Annotated in this window: 17 protein-coding genes; 10 read left to right on the top strand and 7 right to left on the bottom strand. The window is 39.8% G+C overall.

Annotated features, from left to right (window positions below; translation table 11 throughout):
* A complete protein-coding gene (locus tag AC559H_RS16330) occupies positions 1–1,014 on the top strand; it encodes a DMT family transporter (RefSeq protein WP_051319487.1) in 1,014 nt (337 codons plus the stop codon).
* A 78-nt stretch (positions 1,015–1,092) separates the two neighbouring features.
* Here AC559H_RS16330 and AC559H_RS16325 read toward each other — a convergent pair whose 3' ends face one another.
* Positions 1,093–1,692 (bottom strand): hypothetical protein, encoded by a 600-nt coding sequence (locus AC559H_RS16325; protein WP_026785257.1) that lies wholly within the window; start codon positions 1,690–1,692, stop codon positions 1,093–1,095.
* 44 nt (positions 1,693–1,736) lie between these two features.
* Positions 1,737–2,993, bottom strand: a complete 1,257-nt coding sequence (locus AC559H_RS16320) for an FIST signal transduction protein (protein WP_026796023.1) — start codon at positions 2,991–2,993, stop codon at positions 1,737–1,739.
* Between the two features lie 189 nt (positions 2,994–3,182).
* Here AC559H_RS16320 and AC559H_RS16315 point away from each other — a divergent pair, with 189 nt between their 5' ends.
* From AC559H_RS16315 to AC559H_RS16300, 4 genes are all read left to right on the top strand, one after another.
* Positions 3,183–3,404, top strand: a complete 222-nt coding sequence (locus AC559H_RS16315; protein WP_026785259.1) for a Calvin cycle protein CP12 — start codon at positions 3,183–3,185, stop codon at positions 3,402–3,404.
* A gap of 108 nt (positions 3,405–3,512) precedes the next feature.
* Positions 3,513–4,133 (top strand): DUF3177 family protein, encoded by a 621-nt coding sequence (locus AC559H_RS16310; RefSeq protein WP_026796022.1) that lies wholly within the window; start codon positions 3,513–3,515, stop codon positions 4,131–4,133.
* Between the two features lie 503 nt (positions 4,134–4,636).
* Positions 4,637–6,367, top strand: a complete 1,731-nt coding sequence (locus AC559H_RS16305) for a diflavin flavoprotein (RefSeq protein WP_026785261.1) — start codon at positions 4,637–4,639, stop codon at positions 6,365–6,367.
* A gap of 104 nt (positions 6,368–6,471) precedes the next feature.
* The gene (locus AC559H_RS16300) at positions 6,472–8,196 is read left to right on the top strand and encodes a diflavin flavoprotein (RefSeq protein ID WP_026796021.1); all 1,725 of its coding nucleotides are present in this window, start codon (positions 6,472–6,474) and stop codon (positions 8,194–8,196) included.
* Positions 8,197–8,443: 247 nt separating this feature from the next.
* On the opposite strand, the gene AC559H_RS16295 is transcribed toward AC559H_RS16300, so the two are convergent.
* From AC559H_RS16295 to AC559H_RS16285, 3 genes are all read right to left on the bottom strand, one after another.
* Entirely contained in the window at positions 8,444–11,185 is a 2,742-nt protein-coding gene (locus tag AC559H_RS16295; RefSeq protein ID WP_026796020.1) for a phycobilisome rod-core linker polypeptide, read from the bottom strand.
* 638 nt (positions 11,186–11,823) lie between these two features.
* On the bottom strand, positions 11,824–15,138 hold the full coding sequence (locus tag AC559H_RS16290; RefSeq protein ID WP_026796019.1) for an Eco57I restriction-modification methylase domain-containing protein: 3,315 nt from the start codon (positions 15,136–15,138) through the stop codon (positions 11,824–11,826).
* Between the two features lie 139 nt (positions 15,139–15,277).
* Positions 15,278–16,966 carry a DUF3352 domain-containing protein gene (locus AC559H_RS16285; RefSeq protein ID WP_026785265.1) on the bottom strand — a complete coding sequence of 563 codons (1,689 nt, stop codon included), beginning with the start codon at positions 16,964–16,966 and terminating at the stop codon, positions 15,278–15,280.
* Between the two features lie 206 nt (positions 16,967–17,172).
* Between AC559H_RS16285 and AC559H_RS16280 the strand changes: the two genes are divergently transcribed.
* Entirely contained in the window at positions 17,173–18,813 is a 1,641-nt protein-coding gene (locus AC559H_RS16280) for a GspE/PulE family protein (protein ID WP_148292160.1), read from the top strand.
* Between the two features lie 71 nt (positions 18,814–18,884).
* Positions 18,885–20,564, top strand: a complete 1,680-nt coding sequence (locus AC559H_RS16275; protein ID WP_026796017.1) for an ABC1 kinase family protein — start codon at positions 18,885–18,887, stop codon at positions 20,562–20,564.
* A gap of 97 nt (positions 20,565–20,661) precedes the next feature.
* On the opposite strand, the gene AC559H_RS16270 is transcribed toward AC559H_RS16275, so the two are convergent.
* A complete protein-coding gene (locus AC559H_RS16270) occupies positions 20,662–20,799 on the bottom strand; it encodes a hypothetical protein (protein WP_158442088.1) in 138 nt (45 codons plus the stop codon).
* A 164-nt stretch (positions 20,800–20,963) separates the two neighbouring features.
* Here AC559H_RS16270 and AC559H_RS16265 point away from each other — a divergent pair, with 164 nt between their 5' ends.
* Complete coding sequence (locus tag AC559H_RS16265) at positions 20,964–21,458, top strand: DUF427 domain-containing protein (RefSeq protein ID WP_026796016.1); 495 nt, start codon at positions 20,964–20,966, stop codon at positions 21,456–21,458.
* A gap of 183 nt (positions 21,459–21,641) precedes the next feature.
* Here AC559H_RS16265 and AC559H_RS16260 read toward each other — a convergent pair whose 3' ends face one another.
* Positions 21,642–21,992, bottom strand: a complete 351-nt coding sequence (locus AC559H_RS16260) for a hypothetical protein (RefSeq protein WP_026796015.1) — start codon at positions 21,990–21,992, stop codon at positions 21,642–21,644.
* 250 nt (positions 21,993–22,242) lie between these two features.
* Here AC559H_RS16260 and AC559H_RS16255 point away from each other — a divergent pair, with 250 nt between their 5' ends.
* Together AC559H_RS16255 and AC559H_RS16250 are read left to right on the top strand one after the other, a co-directional pair.
* Positions 22,243–23,388 carry a DegT/DnrJ/EryC1/StrS family aminotransferase gene (locus tag AC559H_RS16255; RefSeq protein WP_202806289.1) on the top strand — a complete coding sequence of 382 codons (1,146 nt, stop codon included), beginning with the start codon at positions 22,243–22,245 and terminating at the stop codon, positions 23,386–23,388.
* A gap of 120 nt (positions 23,389–23,508) precedes the next feature.
* Positions 23,509–25,170, top strand: coding sequence for an ABC1 kinase family protein (locus AC559H_RS16250; protein WP_026785272.1), 1,662 nt, complete (start codon positions 23,509–23,511; stop codon positions 25,168–25,170).
* Positions 25,171–25,241: the final 71 nt, after the last annotated feature.

Raw genomic sequence — 25,241 nt, 5'->3', positions numbered from 1 at the left:
ATGAATAAAAATTTAATGACGGGTCGGGGTTATTTAGCCTTAGCTATTATTATTTTTGCCACTTCTAATGCAATTGTGAGCAAACTAGCGGATCTGGGTGGACAACATTTAATTAATGGGAGAAACCCTATAGCTTTTTGTAATGTTTTATTTGTGGGAAATGTTTGTGCTTTATTGGCTTTATTACTGATTTATGGGAGACAATGGACGGTAAACAACATTAAAAAACTTTCAGTATCTGATTGGTTTGGTCTGTTAACGGTTGCTATTTTATCCAGTGCGATCGCCCCGGCTTTAATTTTTTCAGCCCTGGAACAAACCACCGTTAATAATGTGGTTTTAATTGGTAGAATTGAACCCGCTTTAGCCTTAGCTTTGTCAATTTTTATTCTCAAGGAAAAAGTCAATTTTTGGGTAATTCTGGGTGCAATAATTTCCTTTGTGGGGGTGGCTTTAACGATTATGCTTCAACCTCCTGAATCTGGTATGATAGAAATGGGAGGCAGTTTGATGATCGGGATTCCTGAATTAATGATTCTTGGAGGTGCGATCGCCTTGGCTTTTTCTAGTATTATTAGTAAAGTTAAACTACAAAAAATCCCTTTAGGAATTTTTACGATTTTTCGTACAATCACGGGAACAATTATTTTTTTTATAGTTGCTATGCACATATTTGGATCACAACATTTTATGGATGTTTTTTCTCCTTTTTTATGGCAATGGATGTTAGTTTATGGAATCATAATTGTCGTAGGAGGTCAAATCTGCTGGTTTCAGGGAATTAAAAATACGACGGCTTCAGATGTTTCTTTGGTGAGTTCTTTTAGCCCATTGGCAGGAATTTTGGCTGCCTATTTTATATTGGGAGAAACCCCGACAATTGCTCAATATATTGGGGGAATAGTTATTATTTTGGGAATTATTTTAAGCCAACTTGGGTTAATCAAAAAATCTCCTCAAGCTCAATCTAATCTTTTAGAACAAGAAATAAAAACAGGATTTAAAGGAGTCTAAAACTAAAGTGAACTCTTTTCTTCCCCATTACCCATTCGTAATTCGTAATTCGTAATTCGTAATTACCCTTATCTATAATTAAACATCAAAATAATCCTCAATATTACTGCTTTTTTCCAAGAGTTTTTCCAAAGTATCAAATTGAAACCAGAAGACTAAATTTCGATCTTTGAATATTTCAATAGTTCCGATCAAAGCAATTGAATATTTAGGAGATAAACTCCCGAACAATAGATTTCTCAGATCTCCTTCTTTATATTTAGGAATCATATAGGTAATTCCATATTCACAGAGGGTACTAATCACTCCCATAATCCCATTATAAAAAATATTTCCTACTTCGCTAAAAATGGCTTTTTCAAAAGCTCCTTTATCTAATTTGCGCCGATCTTCACTTTCAATCAAATCAATTAATATTGTCGCAGTTTGTTTCGGAAACATCAGTTGAGTATTCCCTTGAAACTCCCCTGTAAATACCATTTCTACCGATTTTAGATCCTTAGTACCCAACCGTTTTTCCAACTGCATAGTTAACTGTTGCGGGGGGAATAAATCGATAGATAGTAACTTTAACTTGATCGGCGATCGGCAGATAGTTTCTAACATCATATCCGCCCGATCAATACCGACTTTAAACAATTGAGTCAAAACCAAAAGCTGTTGTGAATTTTCCTGCATAAACTTCAAACACTTAGTTTTTACAAAAATTGAATTGATATTAATTAATAATTTTTTTGCCGACAAATTCCAAAAACCGAGGTATAACCGTGTAGAAACGTAGTATCTCGCACCGGGCCAATTTCACCATTGCAGAAAAAGCCACTCAAGGGAATATTAAAATATCGTCGGAATAGTCGGGAGTCGAAATTCGGTTCCCCATAAAGCCCTTCTCCCCGTCCCAAACAAGAAAACATCAATGCTCCGGCATTTGTGACTCCTTGGGGAAAGGAAGAAGCCTGTCGTTGATAACGTTCGATTAATAATTCTAAATCTTCTGCGGAAGTGCGAGAATCTCGGAGGTGAAATTGAATCCGTTGGCCGGGACGAACCCGATCGCCAATAGCAATGGCCCCAGCCTTGGGATCGACCCCAATTAAATTCCGAATTAAAAAATCCCCAGGTTCTAATTTCTGTTTAAATTCATCCCGCACTACCCCAACAAACAAAGAATGTTGAGCCAGTTGTCGATCTTCTTCGCTTAATTCCTGTACCAGATCCTGCAATGCTTCTAGGGGAGATAAGCGCACAGAAACGGAAAACTTGGTTTCTGGTTCAGAATCTGCCGATGGAGTTTCCACTTCTAAAACAATATTGCGTTCAGCTTGGGTCACGCGATAGGGATGGCCAATGGGACGACAACCTTGAGCAACAATGGTTTCAATCACAATATTACCAGACAACGCCAAACCAACAATTTCCTCAGAATAGCGTTTGGAACCGGAAAATACCCCTGTAGCCCCACCCATGGCTCCAGTGCTGGCCACTCCTCCCACTTTTACCGAACCCGGGTAGGCGTAATCTAAACCCAGCAGGAAATCATTAATTTGACCAAAGTAGGGATCAACTAACAGAATAAATTGGGGCTGATCTTCGGGTTTAACTCCAATTAATTCTACCCATTGATCCGGGGAACTATCCAAATCAGGCAAATCATCGGCCGATAGATGAAACGGATGAATTGCAACATCCGGTAAATGGGCTAAAGTGAGACTCAGAGCGGGTTCTCCCTCAATTTCCTCAGCCTGGTAATCGGAATTCATGCCAATCACACCCCCTGCACCACAACCGATCAGCATGGGAAGATTGAGATGTTCTTGGAGTAAGGGCATCAGTCGGGAATATTCACTACTAAAGGCCGAGGAAATAAAGACTAAACCTAGGTCTGGAGAAGCTCGTAAGGCATCTTGAGCGATTTCCACAACTTCTTTTACCGCCGCTTCCAAGGAAGGACGTTCAGATAAAGCACTGACCCAGCGCATAGGTTTGGTTGTTGATTCTGCCATCTTCGCCCTCCCTCAATAGTCGGCTCTCTTGTGCTAAGATAGCAGATTGTGTGGAATACAGCAGATCCAATGAATGTTACTGTCTGGGTTGACTGAACTGTTGAAAAATGTTCTAAAGTATAATTGGAACCTGTACTTAGTAGATTTGGATTGGACGAAAGGTTTATGAACGACATCAACGAAGTCATCGAGAAAGAAGTAGAGGGAGCCCGCACAGTCTGTGATGTCACTGGCTCGAACTCTAAAGAGTGTGCAGCAGCTTGGGATGCTGTAGAAGAATTACAAGCTGAAGCTTCACACCAAAAACAAAAAAAACCCAAAAACTCTTTTGAAGTCTATTGCAACGATAACCCTGGTGCGGATGAATGTCGTATTTATGAAGACTAATCCGTTGTTTTTGGGTTTTTATAGTCTTTGTTAATTGATCAGCAACTGGGAGTTAACTTTAGTTAACCCAGTTGCTTAATTTTTGTTAATTGGATTTGATAATTTAGGATGTTTAATTGTTTACTAGCCGTCGAATCTCCCTGGTTACAACCGTTGGTCTGGACGGACTATAGGCTGGCGGTTATATTTGCACTAATTATTCCCTTTGTGATCTTTATTTGGGCTTTTGTTCAGAAAGCTGAAGCTATTCAACGCTTAATGATCACCTATTTTCGTGTTGCTAGTTTGTTGATCATTAGTTTGTATTTAATGATTGCTGCCCTCCCGATTGGTTTTCTGACTTCTATTATGGCACGGGTTTTAATTCTGATTTCCCTCTGGTTTTGGGTGGATCTGAATGAAGAAGTTTCAGAAATGCCTAATTCGGGTCTGAAGTTAATCTTTACTTCTTGGCGTTGGGCGGCAACGGTTTATAATCTTTTGGGTGCGATCGCTTTAATTCCGGTTGTACATTGTGGATTTTCTCAAGGTCAAAAAAATTTAATCGCCGATGCGACTTGTCGGATTTGGCTAGACCCTCCCTGGTTATATAGACAAACTTTTAGTCCTAATTTGACCCCTCAATTTTTAGGCTTTTTTGCTTTAGTGGGTTTAGCTGTTTATATTCTTTATTTGGGTTATTTTGTATTCTTTAAATTGGGAAAACAGGGACGTTCCGCCATGGGATAGGGATATGGGCAAGTTCTATAAGTACCTAAACAAAATTAATTACACATCCTCTACCCTGTTCCCTCCCCCCCTAGCCCTGCGTGCACGGGGGGTTTGGGGGGGCTGTTCCGGTGTTCCCTCTCTCAACTAGGTAATTTATTTTGTGCAACTACTTATAAACCTGCCTCACGGTCTACCATCAAAGAACAAAAAGAAAGAGAGAGTCGCCTTAGCCACTCTCCCTACCATCAGGGTGCATCTACATACCACAATATAACTTTTTTTGGGTGAGGGGTCAAGCCCCCTATTCAAGAATTGTGTAAAAATTTGTTAGCAATTGTTAAGGCTTTGTAAAGATGGGCGCGGGAAAAGCCAGGGGAGCGAGGATACTCGCCAACCATCAACAGCTTTACAAAAGTAAAGCTGAACTGGGTGATAGGTTTTTTAATAAATCTTTACGATTAATCCGTGTCACAATAGGGAAACAAGTCAAAGTCATAACCAATTATCTAGGGAGGTCATGAATGGTAGCCCTCACTGATCGTGTAAAACAAAATCGTTTAACAATTGAAGTTCAAGAGATTGCTGCTGATACCACTGCTATTCGTTCCCTGGACTGGGATCGGGAAAGATTTGATATAGAATTTGGCCTGCAAAACGGTACAACCTATAATTCATTTATCATTCGCGGGGAAAAAATAGCCCTGGTTGACACATCCCATGCCAAATTCCGGCAACTATATTTAGACACACTCAAAGGATTAATTAATCCTGCGGATATTGACTATTTAATTATTAGTCATACCGAACCCGATCACAGTGGCCTAGTTAAAGATATCCTAGAACTTGCTCCCAATGTTACGGTTGTGGGGTCGAAGGTAGCAATTCAATTTTTAGAAAATTTAACCCATACCCCCTTTGAACGTAAATTAGTTAAAAATGGCGATACCTTAGATTTAGGAAATGATCATGTTTTAGAATTTGTATCTGCTCCGAATTTACATTGGCCGGATACAATTTTTAGCTTTGATCGGAAAAGCCAAACCTTATTTACTTGCGATGCGTTTGGAATGCACTATTGTTCCGATCAAACCTACGATACAAACTTAGCGGCACTTGAACCAGATTTTCACTTTTATTATGAGTGTTTAATGGCTCCTAATGCTCGTTCGGTAATTAATGCGATGAAACGCATGGAACCTTTAGGAGAAATTACCACAATTGCCACGGGACACGGCCCATTATTACGGCATAATTTAGAAGAACTAAAAGGACGTTATTGGCAATGGAGTCACGAACAAACTAAATCTGAAACCACTGTAGCGGTGTTTTATTTCTCCGACTATGGCTATAGCGATCGCCTCTCCCAAGCCATCGCCCACGGCATTACAAAAACAGGTGTTGCCGTAGAAATGATGGATTTACGCACGGCTGAAGCGACAGAAGTGCGAGAATTAGTGATGGGTTCTGCGGGATTTATAATCGGAATGCCCCCGGTTTCTGGTTTAGGTTCTGAACTTGCAGAAGAAACAATTAACACCATTATTGCATCGGCTCATAATAAACAATCCTACGGTTTATATGAGTCGGGAGGGGGAAATGATTTATCATTATATCCGTTGCAAGTTAAACTCAATGATGCTGGATTAAAGCAAGTCTTTCCTTCAATTCGGATTACGGAAACTCCCCATGATACCACCTATCAAACCTGCGATGAAGCGGGTACAGATATCGGACAATGGTTGAGTCGAGATAAAACCGTTAAGCAGATGAAATCCCTGGATAGTAACTTAGATAAAGCCATGGGACGCTTAAGCGGTGGATTGTATATTATTACGGCTCAAAAAGGAGAAGTTAGTAGTGCGATGTTAGCCTCCTGGGTGACTCAAGCAAGTTTTCAACCATTAGGATTAACCATTGCCGTTGCTAAGGATCGAGCCATTGAAGCGTTAATGCAGGTTGATGATAAATTTGTGCTGAATGTTTTGGCAGAAAGTAATTATCAAAAACTGATGAGACACTTCTTAAAACGATTTACTCCTGGTGCGGATCGGTTTGAAGGAATTAATACCCAAACTGCTAATAATGGCAGTCCGATTCTAACAGATTCCTTAGCCTATTTAGAATGTCAAGTCCAAAGTCGGATGGAGTTAAGTGATCATTGGATTGTTTACGCCACCGTTGATAATGGACGAGTCAGTGATCCTGATGTGCTACCTGCGGTTCACCATCGCAAAGTCGGAAATCATTATTAATCCCCCTTAATCCCCCCTAACCCTGCTTAATAAGGGCAGGGGCCAGGGGGGATCGATGCTTAAGGCTCAAGAGAGATCAAAAAAACTTTTTTTAATATAAGATTATGGATAATCAAAAACCGCGTGATGTTCAAGTTTTTTTAATTGGAAATAACACAAAAATAGTGCGATCGCGCACTTGGGAACGGTTAAAATTTGAAGTTGAATATTCCCTACAACGGGGAACAACGGCGAATAGTTATATTATTGAAGCTGATCAAACTGCAATTATTGATCCCCCCGGAGAATCCTTTACCCAAAATTACATTGAAGCGTTACAAACTCGTGTGAATTTGGAACAGTTGAATTATATTATTTTGGGTCACTTTAATGCTAATCGAGGGGCGACATTAAAGGCTTTATTGGAATTATCACCTAATATAACATTCGTTTGTTCAAATCCGGCTGCTTTAGCATTACGAGAATATTTTGAAACTGAAAACTTAAAAATTTTAACCATCAAAGGAGAAGAAACCTTAGATTTAGGTCAAGGTCATCAATTACAGTTTGTTTTAACTCCTACTCCTCGCTGGCCCGATGCCATTTTAACCTATGATCAAGCCACGGAAATTTTATTCTCCGATAAGCTATTTGGGGCGCACGTTTGCGGCGATCAAGTCTTTGATGAAGGCTGGTCAGTTTATAGCGATGATCGACGGTTTTATTATGACTGTCTTCATGCAGCCCAGGCTAAATATGTTCTTTCTAACCTCGATAAAATCAAGGAATTACCTCCGATTAAATTCTATGGAACCGGTCATGGGCCGTTAGTTAAACATGGCAAAACAGAACTAACAAATTTATATCGAGATTGGAGTGAAAAACAGAAATCTCAGGACTTAACTGTAGCATTATTATATGCCTCAGCTTATGGAAATACCGCAACAGTAGCCCAAGCGATCGCCAAAGGATTAACAAAGTCCGATATCGCCGTAGAATTAATTAATTGTGAATATGCCAAATCCTCAGAAATTCAAGAAGCCCTAGAAAAATGTGATGGATTTATTATTGGTTCTCCCACCCTAGGAGGTCATGCTCCAACCCAAATTCAAACCGCTTTAGGAGTGATTTTAAATACAGCTTCGACGAACAAATTAGCCGGAGTATTTGGGTCTTATGGATGGAGTGGAGAAGCAATTGACTTGTTAGAAAGTCGCTTAAAAGATGCGGGTTATAAATTTGGTTTTGAACCCATCCGAGTTAAATTTACCCCCACGGATGTCACCCTACAAACCTGTAAAGAGGCGGCGATTGATTTTGCTCAAACCCTCAAACGCACCCAAAAACGCCGGGCATTTCGTCCCACAGCTACCTCTGCGGGAGCCGATCGCACCGCCCAAGCCTTGGGGCGTGTGGTTGGTTCGTTGTGCGTCGTGTCCGGGCGTCGGGGGGAGATGTACAGCGCTATGTTAGCCTCCTGGGTATCCCAGGCGACCTTCAACCCTCCGGGGTTTACCGTAGCGGTGGCTAAGGATCGGGCCTTGGAACCCTTAACTCATATTGGCGATCGCTTTGTACTCAATATTTTGCAGGAAGGAAAAGAACTGCGAAAACATTTTCTCAAGCGTTTTGAACCCGGAGAAAATCGGTTTGTTGACATAGAAACGGAAGAAACATCGACGGGTTGTTTGATCTTAAAAGATGCCTTAGCCTATCTCGATTGTGAGGTAAAAAATCGGATGGAATGTGGCGATCATTGGGTAATTTATGCCACTGTTCATCAGGGTCAGGTGTTGAATTCAGATGGAGTTACGGCGGTTCATTATCGGAAGACGGGAACCCAATATTAATTACAGCAGGGAACACCGGAACACCGGAACAGCCCCCCAAACCCCCCGTGCACGGGGGGCTGGGGGGGGAGGGAACAGGCTGCGCCGGGATTTAGAAGTGTTTTAACTGTAATGCGTAGTGCTATATAATTCGGCAATAAAAATCCCTCCATAGAAACACAGAGGGATATAAGCTGTTATTAGTTATTAGTTATTAGTTAACTAACTCTTGACTATTAACTCTTACACTGATAACTGATTACTGATTTTAGCTACGGTCAGTCGCAGTCACAGGTTCAAAACTGGGAACTACTAACTCATCGTTTTGCTTAGTTAATTGGTTATACAGCCGTTCCGTATTCGGGAAATTAGCCGCAGGTAAGGTGGGATAACGACGATAAGGAACCGTATCTTCCCCGAACAGTTGAGCATATTCCACACTGTTCACCATCGCATTAATAAACCCCTTCAACCCATCGGTTGCCAGGATTTGGTTATACTGCCGAATTTCCGCTTGGTTGCGAGGTGCGCGACCCAAGAAATGCTTGGTTCCCAACTCAATCACCTTAGTATTGGGATAGGGGGTATAGAACTCCTTAATATACAGAGAAGTGCTTCCCAACGCCTCAACAAACTCCTTCAGGTTAATTTCATTGTTCCCCAGCTTACTTTCCAGAGCCGTAAACTCATTTCTGTTCACATAGGGATCAATATTGCGCTCAAAGATTTGACGATAAAGCGCTTGAATTAAGGTCTTCAGCGCCACTTTATCAGTAGTAGTCGTCAACTTGAACACTTTGCTTTGTTCACGTCGCTTGCTGACACCTTGAGCAACACGATTATCTAACTCCATCTCACCCTTAGTTTGGTCAGGAGTACCCAGTTCAATAAACCGAGGAGTAACTTCATCACGCCCCACAGGTTTTTTCTCAGCAAAGGCACCGACACGACCCGTCCGCAGAGAAACACCCCCCGGAGTCAAATACCGTTCATAAGGAACCGTATCTTCCCCAAAGGCTTCGTTATATTCCTGACTATCGAGAATGGCATCTACCAAAGCATAGAAGCCCTTCTTGGAACTCAGATCGAAGTAGGCATTCATTTCCTGACGGCCGTAGGTTGGACGACCCAACAGACGGCGATGAATAAATTCGATCGCTTTACACACATACAGCGACGTCCAATACATCTTACGGAACACATCGGACTTCGCCAAGGCGCGAATAAACTCACGCACGGTAATATCGCCGTTTTCCAGCTTAATTTCCGCAACAGTTTGGCGTTGACCCTCATAGAGTTCCCGACCAAACACCTGCCGATAAGCTGCACGAATCAACGTTTGGGTAGAGGATTCCGAGTAATTAACACTGGTTCCTTTGCTGCTACCACTGCGCTTGAACCGACTGCTAATATAGCCCCCAGGCAGTTGATCCAGTTTGAACACCTTCGGCCCCAAAGAGCCAGGATGGTTGCCTCTGGCCGCCGGGTTGCTTAACTGGTTATCAATTCCAGCCCCATTGCGGATCAGAATTCTTCTGGTATCTTTACCAAAAGGAGCCGGACGGTTACTAGGATTGCGGGTTTCTTTCGGGAAAATTGCCCCGAACTGAATTTCCAGAGGATCATTCCCAGTCCCGTAAACGTGCTGATCCCGCAGAGGTTGTTTATAGTCTGCGAACAAAGTCACAAACTGTGGCACTTTGCGGAAAGGAGCGCTGTAGTTAAACAGGTCAATTTGTGGCCCCCAGTTGCGACATTCTTGGGCTTCTTGACCCAAACCGCGCAAATAGGGAACGGTTTCTTCCCCGAAATAATCGGAATATTCCTCGGAATCAACCAGCGCATCCACTAAGGCCGATAAACCGCCTTTGGAGACAATCGAGAAATATTTGGTAAATTCTTCAGGAGAACTTAAACCCCGGCCCAAGAAGTGACGGGTTGCCAGTTCCACCACCCGACTATTCACATAAGGCTCATAGAAATTTTTCCGGTATAACGGAGATTTCCCTAAGCGGCGGATAAACTCTTTGGTGGAGATTTCGCCGTTTTTCACCTTGGATTCTAAGTCGGAAACGCTCAAGCTATAGGCGCGGGTAATATCCCGTTCAAACACTTGGCGATAGGCCGCTTTCACCACATCTTCTTTTTCCGTCGAAGACAAGCCCGGTTTCATCACGAACTTCTGACGTCGCTCGGCGGCGTTGAAGTAAATTTGAGGCAGTGCTAACCCCTGTTTGTCACTACTGTTAGGACGTTGGCGAACCTTTGTCCCAGGAGTGGCCGCTTCAAATTCGGTGATTAATACCCCAAAGTATTGCAGGGCAATTTCTTGAGCTTCTTTGTCAGCTTTTAAATAGCCCAAAGCAGCCCGACGCATTTCTTGCAAGGCTACCAAAGTCGCCGCGCTAGAACAAGCATTTTCAATAATTTCCCGCAGTCCCCGCACGTTAACGGCGATTAGATTTGGATCACCGGCGACAATGGCGTAGGTTACATAACGCAAGAACCAGCTTAAATCCCGCAGGGATTTAGTCATGTTCCGAGGGCCATAACGAGAAACGTTAATTGGCCCGAAACCGGGGGGTAAAAACACGGCTGGCCCCGATCCTGCATCTACAAAAATGGATTTTAAACCATCCAACAGACTGTTAGTTCGGCTCTCCGCATAGGAAATCGTTCCCAGTTTCATGCCTTCGGCGACATTACTGCTACCGCCACCAACGGCCACCAGTTCGGTCGCTTCGCTAGGTTTTTCTAAAAACGCTAGAGGTGAACCCCCCGTGAAAATCCGATTAGCAGCACGAGAAACAATCAATTCTGCATTTTGTGTCAGAATTTGAGCAATTTCTAAACGTTTCGCCCCGGAACTGAAATAGGTTGCCAGTTCACTTAATTCGCTTTTGCCCAAAAAGCGATCCTGTTGCTCCGCTTGGGAAATGGTGGCAACGGGTACGGTTTGATATAGTTGCGGACGTGCAACTGAGCTTCCACCACTTGCTTTTATACTCATTCGATCTCTGTCGCTCCCTATCTGAATCTTTACAGTATGGAACCTGGAATATGGTACTGTTCTCAAACATTCAACGGATTCGTTTCGACGCCCTTGGCCGGGACGCTTTCAACCTATCCTCGCTTGAGTCGTTGCCAATTTAATCTTTTAGATTAAAATGATTTTGGCTAATTAACCAGACATTTGACATCCTCCTCGCCGTAAACGGACGGGGATTTCTCGCCACGCCACCTTTTTAGGATGGTCGCTGAATGGGGTTGACGTTTCGCAGACTGTTGCTACCGAAAAAGTAGTCTTACACTGTCTCCACGTCCGTTTTAAGTCTCGGAATGCCCTCCCGCGACCTGAGTTTAACCTCGTTCACTAAGTTAAACTTTTTTTTAATTTGATAAAAAATCGTACCGACAATTATTGTATAGACTTGAGTGAAGTTATCTGAGAAAAAAGAATAAGTTTTGTTACGTCGGGGTTGCTGACGGTTAGCCGTTGTTGGTTGAGCATCGATCAAAAACAAATTTCTGGTATAGCAGTGATTCAGGTGGTTAGGACGCGATCATACCACCAAACCCGATCAGATTCAGAGTTTCCCTGAAAAATACCCATAGCCAGATTGCCTATTACTGTACAATCAATTTTTATTAACTTGGATAAAAAGGCATTCTAGGGGGTGCTGTTTTCCAGATTAATTCAATTTCTTCTGGGGTTAATTGATAGGCTTGATTAACTAAATCGGATAACCGTTTTTCTAGGTTTAGTGCTTCTTGTTTACGAGTTTTAATATCTGGTACATATTCATTATAGGCTTCTCGAATTGATTTTAACCCTTTGACTCCCAAGGGGTCGGATGATTTACTTTTGGGTAATTGTTTGATCACTTCTTCGATTAATTCTTCAAAATTCAGATCGGCAAAGTTTTCTAATTTTCGACTAATTTTTTTAACTTTATATTGAATTTGTAGCCAGGTTAAAAAATCTTGATATACTGTTTTCTGAGATATTGTTATTTCAATTAATCTTTGGACTATAGACTCATACTCGACAGACATTATATTAGTCAGTGGTGCAATGGGAAAATTTTGAACGTAAGGAATATCCATTGCTAATGCTTCATCTTTTTTATGGGGTAGATAACGAAAACTTAAATACCAATTAGCAGGAGAGTTCAGACATCCTAATATCCAGTAATTATCACTAGGAATAATTAAAGCTGAATCATTAATAAATAAACCTTGATTATCAAAAGCTACTCTGGGATAAAATGCTATGCGTTGCACAATTAGTTTTGGGTCTAAAAATTTCTGGTAATAGGTAGGAGAAGCTTCTATTTGCCACCAAACTTGTTTACTGGCTCTCTTTTCTAACTTATCTTTATATTGACTTAAATGTTGTTTTACACTAGGATAAAAATTAATATCAACTTCGGAGTTAGTATAAATCATCCATAACTTTTGCCATTCTGGACTCCACCGTTTAATATCCTGACCTCGTAAATAAGGTTTAATAATTTCGGCGGATTTTGGGTCAGCTTGAACAATTTTATTTTTAGTTTCATCATCAATTAAAAAGGCTTCATTTAACCCGGTTTTAATGCCATATAACGGTTTAACTCCTGCAAAATCTTTAAGAGGAATTCCCACACGCTGAATTTTTTTCATTAACTCCTCAACGTCTGGACGCTCTAAACTCCAAGATTCACTGGTAAACCTTGACCAAGCAACATCATAACCTTCATTTTGGACATATTGAGTTAAATTAATATTAACTAATTTTTCCCTGGGAACTGGACAGAGTTTAACATTAAATTCAGCAGGAATAGAGGTTTTTAGTTCAGTTGTTTCAGCTTGAGAAGGAGAAGATTTATAAACAGATATAATACAGGGAAAAGTATCTGCATCCTCAAAAATTGGGGCGTGTCCAAAATCAATAATTTGTTCAAAGGTGCTATTTTCAATAAAAAACCGTCGCAAGGGTTCACCATAACCCGCTTTTAACCATTTATTAGTAACAATATAAGATAATTTTCCGGCGGGTTTGAGGATATTCAACCCTTTTTCATAGAAATAAGCATATAAATCAGCTACCCCATTATAGGATTGATAATGCTGTTTTAAATAGGGTTTAATTGGTGATAATAATTCCTGTCGGACATAGGGAGGATTTCCAATTACCACATCAAACCCCCCGTTAGCAAATACTTCAGGAAATTCTGTTTCCCAGTTAAAGGGTTTATCGGTAAATTCAGGATCAGCAACAATAGAATTACCTTGTTTAATATTATCATCTAAATCCGTTAAAGATTTTCCGTGTTCCGCCGTTTTTAACCACAGAGATAATTTAGTAATTTCGACCGACTCCGCCGATAAATCAACCCCATATAAGTTTTGAGTTAAAATCATTGTATCTAAACGTTCTAACTCTGTTTCTGGTGTTGTGAGCAGGGCAGATAAGGCTTGATTAACTCGTTGATAATCTTGGAATAAATAATCAAAAGCCGCGATTAAAAATGCACCCGAACCGCAAGCGGGATCACAAACTTTGGTTAGTTTTAAAACTTGATCTCGATAGGTTTGCCAAAATTGAATTTCTGCCTGTTTTTGTTGCTTTTTGTTGGTTTTTGTGGTAATATTTAATTGAAAGCGAGGGGCTCCGCCCAGCCGGAGGCTATCGCGTAATTCATCTTCTTTTTGTTTGAGATAACCACCCAAAGCTACCCGCACAATATATTGAGTAATAAACGCCGGAGTATAAAAAATTCCTTGGGTTTTGCGTTTCCCTGATTTTTGGTTAAATTCCTGAGTTTGAGTTTTAGCTTTTAATGCTTCTAAATCCGTAATTGATTGTTCAAAAATATGCCCTAAAATATCAACAGAAACCTCAGTCTCAAAGTCATATTTAGTTAAATTTTTGAGTTGTGTACACAGAGGGTCAGTAACCGTTAATTGTTCATCTAATAACGGGTCATGTTCAAATAATCCTCCATTATAACCAGGAATTGGTGGATCTTCATTTCCTTTATCAACCCAAGAAAAGACTGATTTATAATTATCCCAAATGAATCGAGGATTATAAGGATCTTTGTGATCATGAGCATTATTAAGGGTGTTTTTCGGTAATAAACCTCGATCTTGACAAAAAGCTAAAAATAGAATTCTATCTAAGGTTTTTTGAGCTTTTTCAATTAAAATATTATCTCGATTTGGGAGATTTTTCGGCCCGGTGAAGCGAAAATGATTAACAAGATTTATTCGGACATTATGATAATCTTGATAGAGTTGTTCTGTAATTTCTTGTTGGGCGGTATCGGAATCAGCTAATAATCGATCAATAACCGATTGTTGTTGTCCGGTTTTGGGTAGAAAATTAGTCCGACAGAGTAAATAATATAGCTTTTTAAAATTTGCGATCGCTTCTAATTCAATTAATAAAAAACGTTCAAAATAAGCCGGAGTTTTGCTAATTTGATAAAGACGTAATTCTCGATAATTAGAAACAATCACCCACCGACAATTTTCTGTATAATTAGCATATTGCCAACCCTGTTCAACCGCAGAAAGTTTACATCCGGGTGCAGGTCGATCTAAATCGTTTTTAGCACTTTTTAATTCAATAGGTGCAATAATTTTTCCCTGTAGTTTGCCTTCAATATTCGTAAATAATCCTAACGCACCATCAGCAAATCCACCCCCATCAGAAATCGTTTGTTCGGCGTGAATTTCCCAGGTTTTTCCCTCTCCTGAAATTACAGACCGATATCCTAAAATATCCTGAAAAATGTCTTTTAAAAAATCCCCCTGTAAAGACGTTTCTTTGACTTTTTCTAATGTTCCTGCTTTCAGGGTTTTAATCCAACCTTGAAGAATATTATGACGGTCTAGCAAATCATCAGGAAAGGTAAAATTGCGGATAGCATTATTTAGTATTTTATTTTGAAATAAGGTTTTAGTTACTTGCATCGGATTTCTTGAATAGAAAAATGTCAATCTTCAAATTTTCGGGTGGGTAAAACCCACCCTAGAAGTATCATAACCCCCATTAAAAACTCGTTGTTGCGCTTGAGCGCATCAGGAGGGGCACTCATCCCAACAACGGAATTTAACGCAGTCTTAAAAATACCGTTGCGTGCTGAATATTCCCGACGCGATCGCTACTACTAATGGTAAACGATCGCAAATTATCAAAAAATGGTTTAGCCGAAAGTTCTACTAATTTAAACAAAGGGAATTGTTGATTAAGGAAATTCCGACTGGTTAGCCAATTGAGATAGAAATAACCATCGTTTATTTTAGGTAAAACTTCAATACTAGCCTTGAAATCGGGATCTTGAGTAATCAAATTTTCCGTTTTTGACAATCCTAATACCTCATCCATTGCTTCTACAGAAGTTGTAAAAATTTCATATTTCCCTACGGTTGAATGTACTCCTTTTGCATTTGCTTGAATTAATCTAGTTTGAGTTTTGGCTTTATCCTTTTTCTCTAAAACCATCGGGGTTAACTTTGTCCAGGCGGAAAGGGTATTATTATTAAGATTAAATGATCCCAAACTATAGCCTTGTTCTGTTGCTATTTTATCTAAATTTTCAATAGCTAAATTAGCATTTTCTGAACGTTCTGCCACAAACACCCAATCCCATTTTTCATTGCTATGGGGAACTACAGCTAAGGCATATTCTCCTGTCACCCAACTGAAAATATCTTGAGGTAAATCTAAACCCCACAAGGTTTTAATTCCGTCTATAGGTTGGGTAATAAATTCTTCTAAAGGTTGATTAGCTGCAACAATAGCAGAAAAATCTTTCCAGAGTTGATTTAAGTCTTTTCCGGCAATTAATAACGGACTATTAGAACTAATATAGTTTAATGCTGCTACGGGTTGAGAAAATGCCGGAGATGGATTAGTTGTATCTTCCTCGACGGTAGCAATTAACACGGTTTCCGCTAATAATCCTTGAGAATTAATCCCTAAAGATACGGCTAAACTTGGTTTTTGACCGATAAATTCGTCTGTTTGGTCAGTGACTAATTGCCAATCTCCTAAATTAAAAAATCCAAATCCCACTCCCCCAGGTTTTAATTCTTTTAAGGCTTTTTGATAGGATTCAGATTGACTTAAATTCAGATTCGCTTGTACCGTATTTAAGGCTTCTTTCATCACCTTGGGATAGTTGGCAAATAACACAAAGCGATCGTTAATTGTAGCCATAACTAAAGTCGGTGCATCATCAATTGTTCCTTGAAAGGGTCGGCGATAAATTAGTTTAACCCCTCGATATTGATCCTGAACAATATCTAAACCCGCATCCACTTGTTTTTGCCAAAATTTATCTAAAATCTCCTGACTTTTTTGAGAATTTTTTGTTGATAAAGCCACAAAATATCCAGGTTGTTGACCATTATTCGCTAACCGATCTAGATCGGGGGTAACTAATGCCCAAGTGATTTCATTCCCTAACCAGGGTTGAATATCTCGCCCATAATTTAACCCTGTATTTGCTAAAAGACTTTCTTTAATAGAGTTAAGTTGAATCCGATTATTATTACTTTTTTGAGAAAAGGTTAAAATCTTTCCCACTGATTCTAACCGATCAGGATTTACTAATAATGAAACCATCGCCGGAGCCGTCCGAGGAACAAACATTGCCGCCTCTGGTGCTGTTTTTGTGCTACCTGTAACTAAAGCAGCCGGGTTTTGACCTGATAATTTATAAACTCCCCCAATTCCCAGGAGTCCTAAAACAACTAGACCAATTACCAAAATTTTAGGAAATGAGCGTCTTTTCATAAGCTTAACTGTTGAGCGAATAAAATTTTCCGATGGGAGTTCCTTCTTTATTATGTGTCAATTGTGTACTTACGATACAAAGAAGACAGATTGAAGGAGAGTTAAGTTCAAAATATATACTTTACCTGTATAATTATACTAGATAACTGATGTATTTATTGACTCAATTTTTGATTGGATTATATTTATCCTATTGTTAACCTATTATGACTGCAAGAACACCCGTTTTATCCGCTTGGCAACAACTGAGAAACCAGAGTATTAACTGTGAACAAGCATTGAAAAATTTAGTCGATGATCAAAAAATTTTGAATCTAAAATTATTGGATCGGGATGTTAGTTTTAGATTTTTTCGTGAATTTCCAGATAAAAATATTTTGCCCCCGGTTATTCCGTTATTATTATGGCAAAATTGTTATTATTTGGGATGTCCGGTAGAAGTCTCCATGGACGCACTCACCATGATGGGCGATCGCACTTTTTCTGATATTAAAATTATCCCCATTGATGATAAAAGTTATCGGGCTTGGTATCATGCCCAACATCTCGATCCCCATCGAATTACATCTAACCCATTAATTAACCCATTAACGGGAGAATTAGAATCGGAAAATGTTAGTGAAACCACCGAATTATATTTATCAAAAGCCGCGGATCAACTGACTCGAATTAAAACTTTAATTTCAGGAGCTTTAAGAAATCGTGCCAGTGATATTCATTTAGAACCTTCCAAAGATGGTTTAAGAGTTCGTTATCGAATTGATGGTTTACTTCGCAATATTACGCTCTTACCTTCGGATATTGGACGTAAAGTTATTGTGGCAATTAAAGTTATGTCTAATATGGATATTGCCGAAAGTCGTCGCCCCCAAGATGGCAGAATTGGGGAGAATTATGTATCAGGAAAAGACTTAGAAGTTGCCCTTGATATGCGGGTTAGTACCCTGCCCTGTGTCGGGGGTGAAAAAGCTGTAATTCGATTATTACCCCAAGAAAATCCCTTTTCTGGATTACAAGATTTAGGCTTCTCTGAAACCACATTAAATATTTATAAAAGTTGGCTCTGTCAACCCCAAGGAATGATTATTTTTACCGGGCCCACAGGGTCAGGAAAAACCAGCACCCTTTATAATAGTTTGTTAGCCGTTGCCACAGAAAATGTTAATGTTGTCACCGTGGAAGATCCCGTTGAATATATCTTATCTGGGATTACTCAAACTCAAGTTCATGAACGAGCCGGGATGACTTTTGCTTCTGGATTACGCGCTATTTTACGACAAGATCCTGATATTATTATGGTGGGAGAAATTCGGGATCAAGATACGGCAGATACCGCCATTCGTGCCGCATTAACTGGTCATTTAGTGTTAACAACCTTGCATACAAATGATGCCATTGGTGCCATTCCCCGTTTAAAAGATATTGGCCCCGATCCGGGGTTAATTAGTGATGCCTTATTAGGAATTGTGGGACAACGCTTAACCCGTCGTGTTTGTCCCCACTGCGCGGAATCCTATAGCCCAACGGCGATGGATTTAGACCTATTAGGGTTAGAATTAAAAGATGTAAAAACTGACGGTTGGCGCAAAGGTCGAGGCTGTTCTAACTGTTTTAATTCCGGCTATTCTGGGCGAGAAGCAATTGTAGAATTATTAGCTGTTGATGATCGAATTCGTGAAATTATCTATGAAGGAACTCTAACAGAATTACATCGTTATTTGCATGAAACAGGCTTTTTATCATTCCGAATTGCCGCCATTGAAAAAGTCACAACTGGAGCCACCACCGTTGAAGAAATTCAGCGTGTTTTACCTCGCAGTTCTTTAGCTCGAAAATTCTCAATTTAAACTTGAAATTAGGATTATAAAAGCCTATTTCTAAGCATTACAATTCTATTTATTTTTATCTTAGATTTCCCATGCTTACACCCATTAATTCTAAACCCCTGCGTTGGCAAAAAACTCGATATTCTCCATTAACCAGACAATTAGATGTATTCACCGCCTGCGGGTCGTTTATGTTCTTTTTATGGTGGGATAAAACCTTAGCAAATCAGACCAATCAACAGAAACGAAAACGAGCGATTTGGTTAGTTAAAACTCTCTTGGAGTTGGGGCCAACTTTTATCAAAATAGGACAAGCTCTATCAACAAGAGCCGATATTTTACCCCTAGAATATGTTGAAGAATTAGAAAAACTACAGGATCAAGTTCCTGCTTTTAGTACCGATGAAGCCGTCGCTATTATTGAAGCAGAATTAGGTCATTCTTTATTTACATTATATCGAGATTTTGATGAACAACCCCTAGCCGCAGCTAGTTTAGGACAAGTTCATAAAGCCAGACTGCACACGGGAGAGGATGTAATTGTTAAAGTTCAGCGTCCGGGTTTAAAACAATTATTTGATTTAGATGTACAAGCGGTGCGGCGCATAATTCAGTTTTGTCAACGGCATTTTAGTTGGTCAAAACTTTATAATTTGGATGAATTATATAATGAGTTTTTTATGATTTTATATCAAGAAATTGATTATATTAAAGAAGGTAATAATGCTGAAAGATTTAAAGAAAATTTTAAAAATTATCCGGGGATTTTAGTACCAAAAGTATATTGGAAATATACCACCCATAAGATACTAACTATGCAATATTTACCAGGAATTAAAGCTGATAATCGAGATCAATTAATTGCCTATGGAATTGATGTCAAACGGATCAATCAGTTGGGGATTTGTTGTTATTTAAAACAGATTCTTCAGGATGGTTTTTTCCAAGCTGACCCCCACCCAGGAAATATTGCCGTTAGCATTGATGGAAATTTGATTTTTTATGATTTTGGCATGATGGCAGAAGTCAAAGCCTTAGCTAAGGATCAGATGATTAAAGCCTTTTTTGCGGTATTAAAAAAAGATACCGATGTTGTATTAACTACTTTAGTTGATATTGGATTGATCGAACCTGTATCTGATATGAAACCTGTCAGAAAAATGGTTAAATTTTTATTAGAAGAATTTACAGAAAAACCCGTTGATTTTCAAATGTTTAATCAAATTAAAGAAGAAATTTATATCATGTTTGAGCAACAACCCTTCCGTTTACCTGCTCAAATGATGTTTATTTTAAAGTCTTTAACTACCTTGGATGGTTTAGCCAGAACTTTAGACCCTAAATATAGTTTAGTGGCTTGCGCCGAACCTTTTGTTAAGAGTTTAACTATTTCTCAAGGACGAGGTAATTTAGTCGGAGAATTAGCAAAACAGGCGCGAGATTTTATTAAGTTTAGATTACAACAACCGAGTAAATCAGAGGTGTTAATTCGTCGTTTAGAAGAACGTTTGGAAGAAGGAGAGTTACAAATTCGGGTCAGGTCTGTGGAAAGCGATCGCGCTTTAAGACGGATTAATTTAGCAATTAAAACTTTAATTTATATCTGCTGGACAGGATTTACTTTAATTGCGGGGGCGATTTTATTAATTGGAAATTATCAAGGATGGGCGGTTTTTGTCCTGGTTTTATCATTATTTGGGTTATGGATGTCGGTGCGATCGCTCTTTAATTTGGCTATTCGAGAACGGTTAGATCGAATTGCGGAAAGTTAAGGTTTATAGTAGTTTTTGCTTGTATCTTGAGAAGTGTTAAGCCTAATTTAACCACAAAGACACAAAGACACAAAGAAGTTGTAAACACGCTCCCGGCTCATTTATTTCCAGATGCTTTTAAACTGGGATATTTCAAGACAAATGTTTGATATTTACCATTTTTGAGTTGCTTAATTCCAATATCATAATTTAATTTATTCCCAAGATGGATTAGGGGAGGAGAGTTAGTTACCATTATGCAATTCAACCTCAATACTATCTTAATTTTAACAATTTTATCGGAGTTAGTCAAGAATGGGCGATCGCTCTTTAATCTTGCTATTCTATAAAAGCCAGTTTGAAATTTTCAATAAAATATGTAAAAATACAATTGCTAACCAAAATCAGGAAATTATCAGAATGCTACCTATCCCTATTCCCCCAGAACCCGGCCAAGAATCCGTTTGGGATTATCCCCGTCCCCCTCGTTTGGAAGATGTCAACCAACCGATTAAAGTAATATTTAATGGGGTGATTCTAGCAGAAACCCAAGGAGCAAAACGAGTCTTAGAAACCAGCCATCCTCCGGTATATTATATTCCGCCCGAAGATATTAAATTAGAGTATTTACAACAAACTTCTCGCAGAAGTTGGTGTGAATGGAAAGGAGGTTGTAGTTATTATAATATTACAGTCGGTGACAAACAAGCTGTTAATGCGGCTTGGAGTTATTTGACTCCGGTTCCTGAATTTATTGATATTCAAAATTATTATAGTTTTTATGCTAGTTTAATGGATGCTTGCTATGTGGGAGATGAGTTAGTTCAAGCCCAAACTGGTGATTTTTATGGAGGTTGGATTACTCAAAATATTGTCGGGCCTTTTAAGGGAGAACCCGGAACCATGGGGTGGTAATCTCTACTATTTAACCTAAAAAAACCCGCCTGAGCGGGTTGGTGTGGGTGTAAACATTGTATAGTGCTACGCATTAAAGTTAGAACACTTCTAAATCCTGAAACTCATTCCCTGTTCCGGTGTTCCGGTGTTCCGGTGTTCCCTAGTGCGTAGCTCTATAATCTGTTGAAACTGATTAGGGTTTTATTTCAGTAATGATTCAGCCAATTGTTCTAAATGAATGGCACTATTGACTTCATAAAAAGATGTAGTTGGAGCCTTGACAAATAGGGATGACATTTCATTCATAATAGCTTGATAGGCTTCGGTGTGGTTATTGGAAGTATCCATATCACCAATATCTTCCCAGAAAATCAGAGCAATTCCCTTATCGGTTCCAGGTTCTTGAAGTAAATAAGCTCCTTGAAAGCCTTCTTTGTAAGTGGCTACCGCTTGTTCAAATAATGTTTGAGCTTCTTTAAATTTACCCGGTTTGAATTCCCCGATGGCAACGTAGGCAACTTTTCGTCTTAAAAAATCTTGAAATTCAGACATAAGTTAATAAATGTAATAAACTGCACGTTATTGTAGCAGAGTCAAAATTTAACTCGGAATAATTCTAGCAGTTTAACCGCCAAAAACCATAGAGAGTAACCGTGACCCTTTGACCCCTACCAGAAAGAACAGCAATTGCGATCGCAATTAGTCCAAAGAAAAGTACCCTAGTCTGTAAAATCTTAAAGAAATCAAAAAAACGTTCCTCTAGTAGCGAACCCAATTTCAATTTTACTTGGTGGTGTCAAACGTGAATACAGTCCCCCCGCTCGATCTTAGCCTACAGTACAAAACCATTCAGGATGAAGTCAACGCTTGTGTCCAAGCGGTCTTGGCTTCCGGTCGTTATATTGGAGGTTCAACGGTCGAAGCCTTTGAACAAGACTTTGGAGAATATATTGGGGTTAGGGAAACCATTCCCTGTAATTCGGGAACCGATGCCCTATTTTTGGCCTTACGCGCCCTAAATATTGGCCCAGGTGATGAAGTGATTACCACCCCCTTTACCTTTATCGCCACGGCAGAAATGATCAGTGCGGTGGGAGCAACGCCTGTATTTGTCGATATTGATGCCAAAACTTTTAATCTCGATATTGAACAAATTCCTAACGCTATTACCGAGAAAACGAAAGCCATTATCCCCGTCCATTTATTTGGTCAACCCTTGGACATGACCCGATTAATGGCCGTGGCAAAATCCTATCATTTAGCAGTAATTGAAGACTGCGCCCAAGCCACCGGAGCAACTTGGCAAGGGCAAAAAGTCGGCAGTATCGGAGATATCGGTTGTTTTAGTTTCTTCCCCACGAAAAATTTAGGCGCCTGTGGGGATGGAGGGGCGGTGACAACTCAAGATCCGGCCCTGGCCAAAGCCATGAGAATCATCAAAGAACATGGTCAATCAACCCGTTATAGTTCGGATACCATTGGGATTAATAGCCGTTTGGATGCCCTACAAGCAGCGATTTTACGGATCAAACTGCGTTATCTCGATACCTGGAATCAACAACGGCATACCCTCGCCAAACGGTATCACCAGTTACTCTATCCCCTATCAGAAATTATTACACCCCAAGAAATCCCTTCCGGTGAAAGTGTTTGGAATCAATACACGATTAGGGTTCAAGGCCCCCTGAATTCTGAAATCAAGCCTAGGGATTATCTGCGAAACTACCTGCAAGAACAGGGAATTGGTTCTATGATTTACTATCCCATTCCCCTACATCAGCAACCCGTCTATCAATATTTGGGCTATCAAGCCAATCAATTCCCAATTGTTGAAAGGGTTTGTCAGGAGGTCTTATCTTTACCCCTGTTTCCCGAACTGTCTCCAGAACAGCAAGATCAGGTAATTACGGCTATAAAAGAAGGATTGACTCAAATCCCACAATTGTAGAAACGTGCGGTGGGTGCGATTGTTTGTATACTATTCAGTAATAAAAAGATAAAAAAATTCACAATTTCTTTTTTCGATCCCAACAATAAAAATCTCACCATTAGGAGGAATACGATAAACGTGAACCCACAGCAAGTCAAATCCAGACGACGCTATGACCCAGAGGAAATTGCCCGCTACCATAGTCGTCGCCCCTGGTTAGCCATCGGACGGACAATTATGGTGATTTGGTATTTCACCGGGTTTATTCTGGGGTTATTGTGGGATAAATGGCAACATGGGGACGTGGAACATACCCCCCAACGGGCTACCCACCTCCGCCACGTTCTCACGGATTTAGGCCCGACCTATATTAAAGTGGGTCAAGCCCTTTCTACCCGTCCCGATTTAATTAGAAAAGATTTTTTAGAGGAATTAACCAAACTTCAGGATCAATTGCCGCCCTTTAATCATGATCAGGCGATGGCAATTATTCAAGCAGAATTAGAGCAGGATTTAGATCTAATTTATAGCGATATTTCTCCCGAACCTATAGCCGCAGCAAGTTTGGGTCAAGTCTATCATGCCCGACTCAGAACTGGGGAAGAAGTTGCAGTTAAGGTACAACGGCCGAATTTATTACCCGTTTTAACCTTAGATTTATATTTAATGCGTTGGGCGGCAGGATGGCTTTCTCCTTGGCTACCTTTGAATTTAGGACATGATTTAAGCCTAATTGTGGATGAATTTGGGGTTAAGTTATTTGAGGAAATTGACTATATTAATGAAGGTCAGAATGCGGAACGCTTTGCCACCTATTTTGCCGATGATCCTTTGGTAAAAGTTCCCTCGATTTATTGGAGTTACACCACCACTTGTGTTTTAACTTTAGAGTGGATTAATGGGTTTAAATTAACCGATACGGAACGAATTAAAGCCGCGGGATTAGATCGGGATACCTTGATTGAAATTGGCGTAACCAGTGGTTTAAAACAATTATTAGAATTTGGTTTTTTCCATGCCGATCCGCACCCCGGAAATTTATTTGTCCTGCCCGATGGTCGCATGGCATTTATTGATTTTGGCATGATGGATCAGTTACAACAGAATACAAAAGAAACCTTGGTTGATTCCGTGGTGCATTTGATTAATAAAGACTATGATCAACTGGCACTTGATTTTGTGAAATTAGGATTTTTGTCTCCTGAAACTAATATTAAACCGATTATTCCTGCCTTGGAAATGGTCTTGGGGGATATAATTGGCACGAGTGTTAAGGATTTTAATTTTAAAACTATTACCGATAGTTTTTCGGAATTAATGTATGAATATCCCTTCCGAGTTCCCGCCCAATTTGCCTTAATTATTCGTTCTTTGGTGACTCAAGAAGGTATTGCTTTAAGTTTAAATCCCGATTTCAAAATTGTGGATGTTGCCTATCCTTATGTGGCCCGTCGATTATTAAATGGTGAAACCCCAGCCCTACGACGTCGTTTAATTGAAGTATTATTTAAAGATGGGAAATTACAATGGCAACGATTAGAAAATATGATTGCGATCGCTCGATCAGATCGGAATTTTGATCTGTTACCTACGGCTCAATTAGGATTAAAATATTTGATGTCTGATGAGGGAGATTTCCTCCGCCGTCAAATTATTTCGGCTTTAACCGAAGATGATCGTCTCCATACCACAGAAGTTCAACGGTTATGGACTTTAATTCAGCCGGATTTAAAACCCAATCGTTTATTCGATGTGGCTTGGAGTGCGATTAGTCAGTTATCATTAATAGGTAATGGGTAATAATGAGTAATGGGTAATGGGTAATGGGTAATAGGTAATAGGTAATAGAAAGAGTTTACCTCCCCTGCTCT

Source organism: Planktothrix prolifica NIVA-CYA 540, assembly GCF_963864145.1.
GTDB lineage: Bacteria > Cyanobacteriota > Cyanobacteriia > Cyanobacteriales > Microcoleaceae > Planktothrix > Planktothrix agardhii.
Note: the sequence above shows the minus strand (reverse complement) of the source record. Positions and strands in the feature narration are given on the sequence as shown.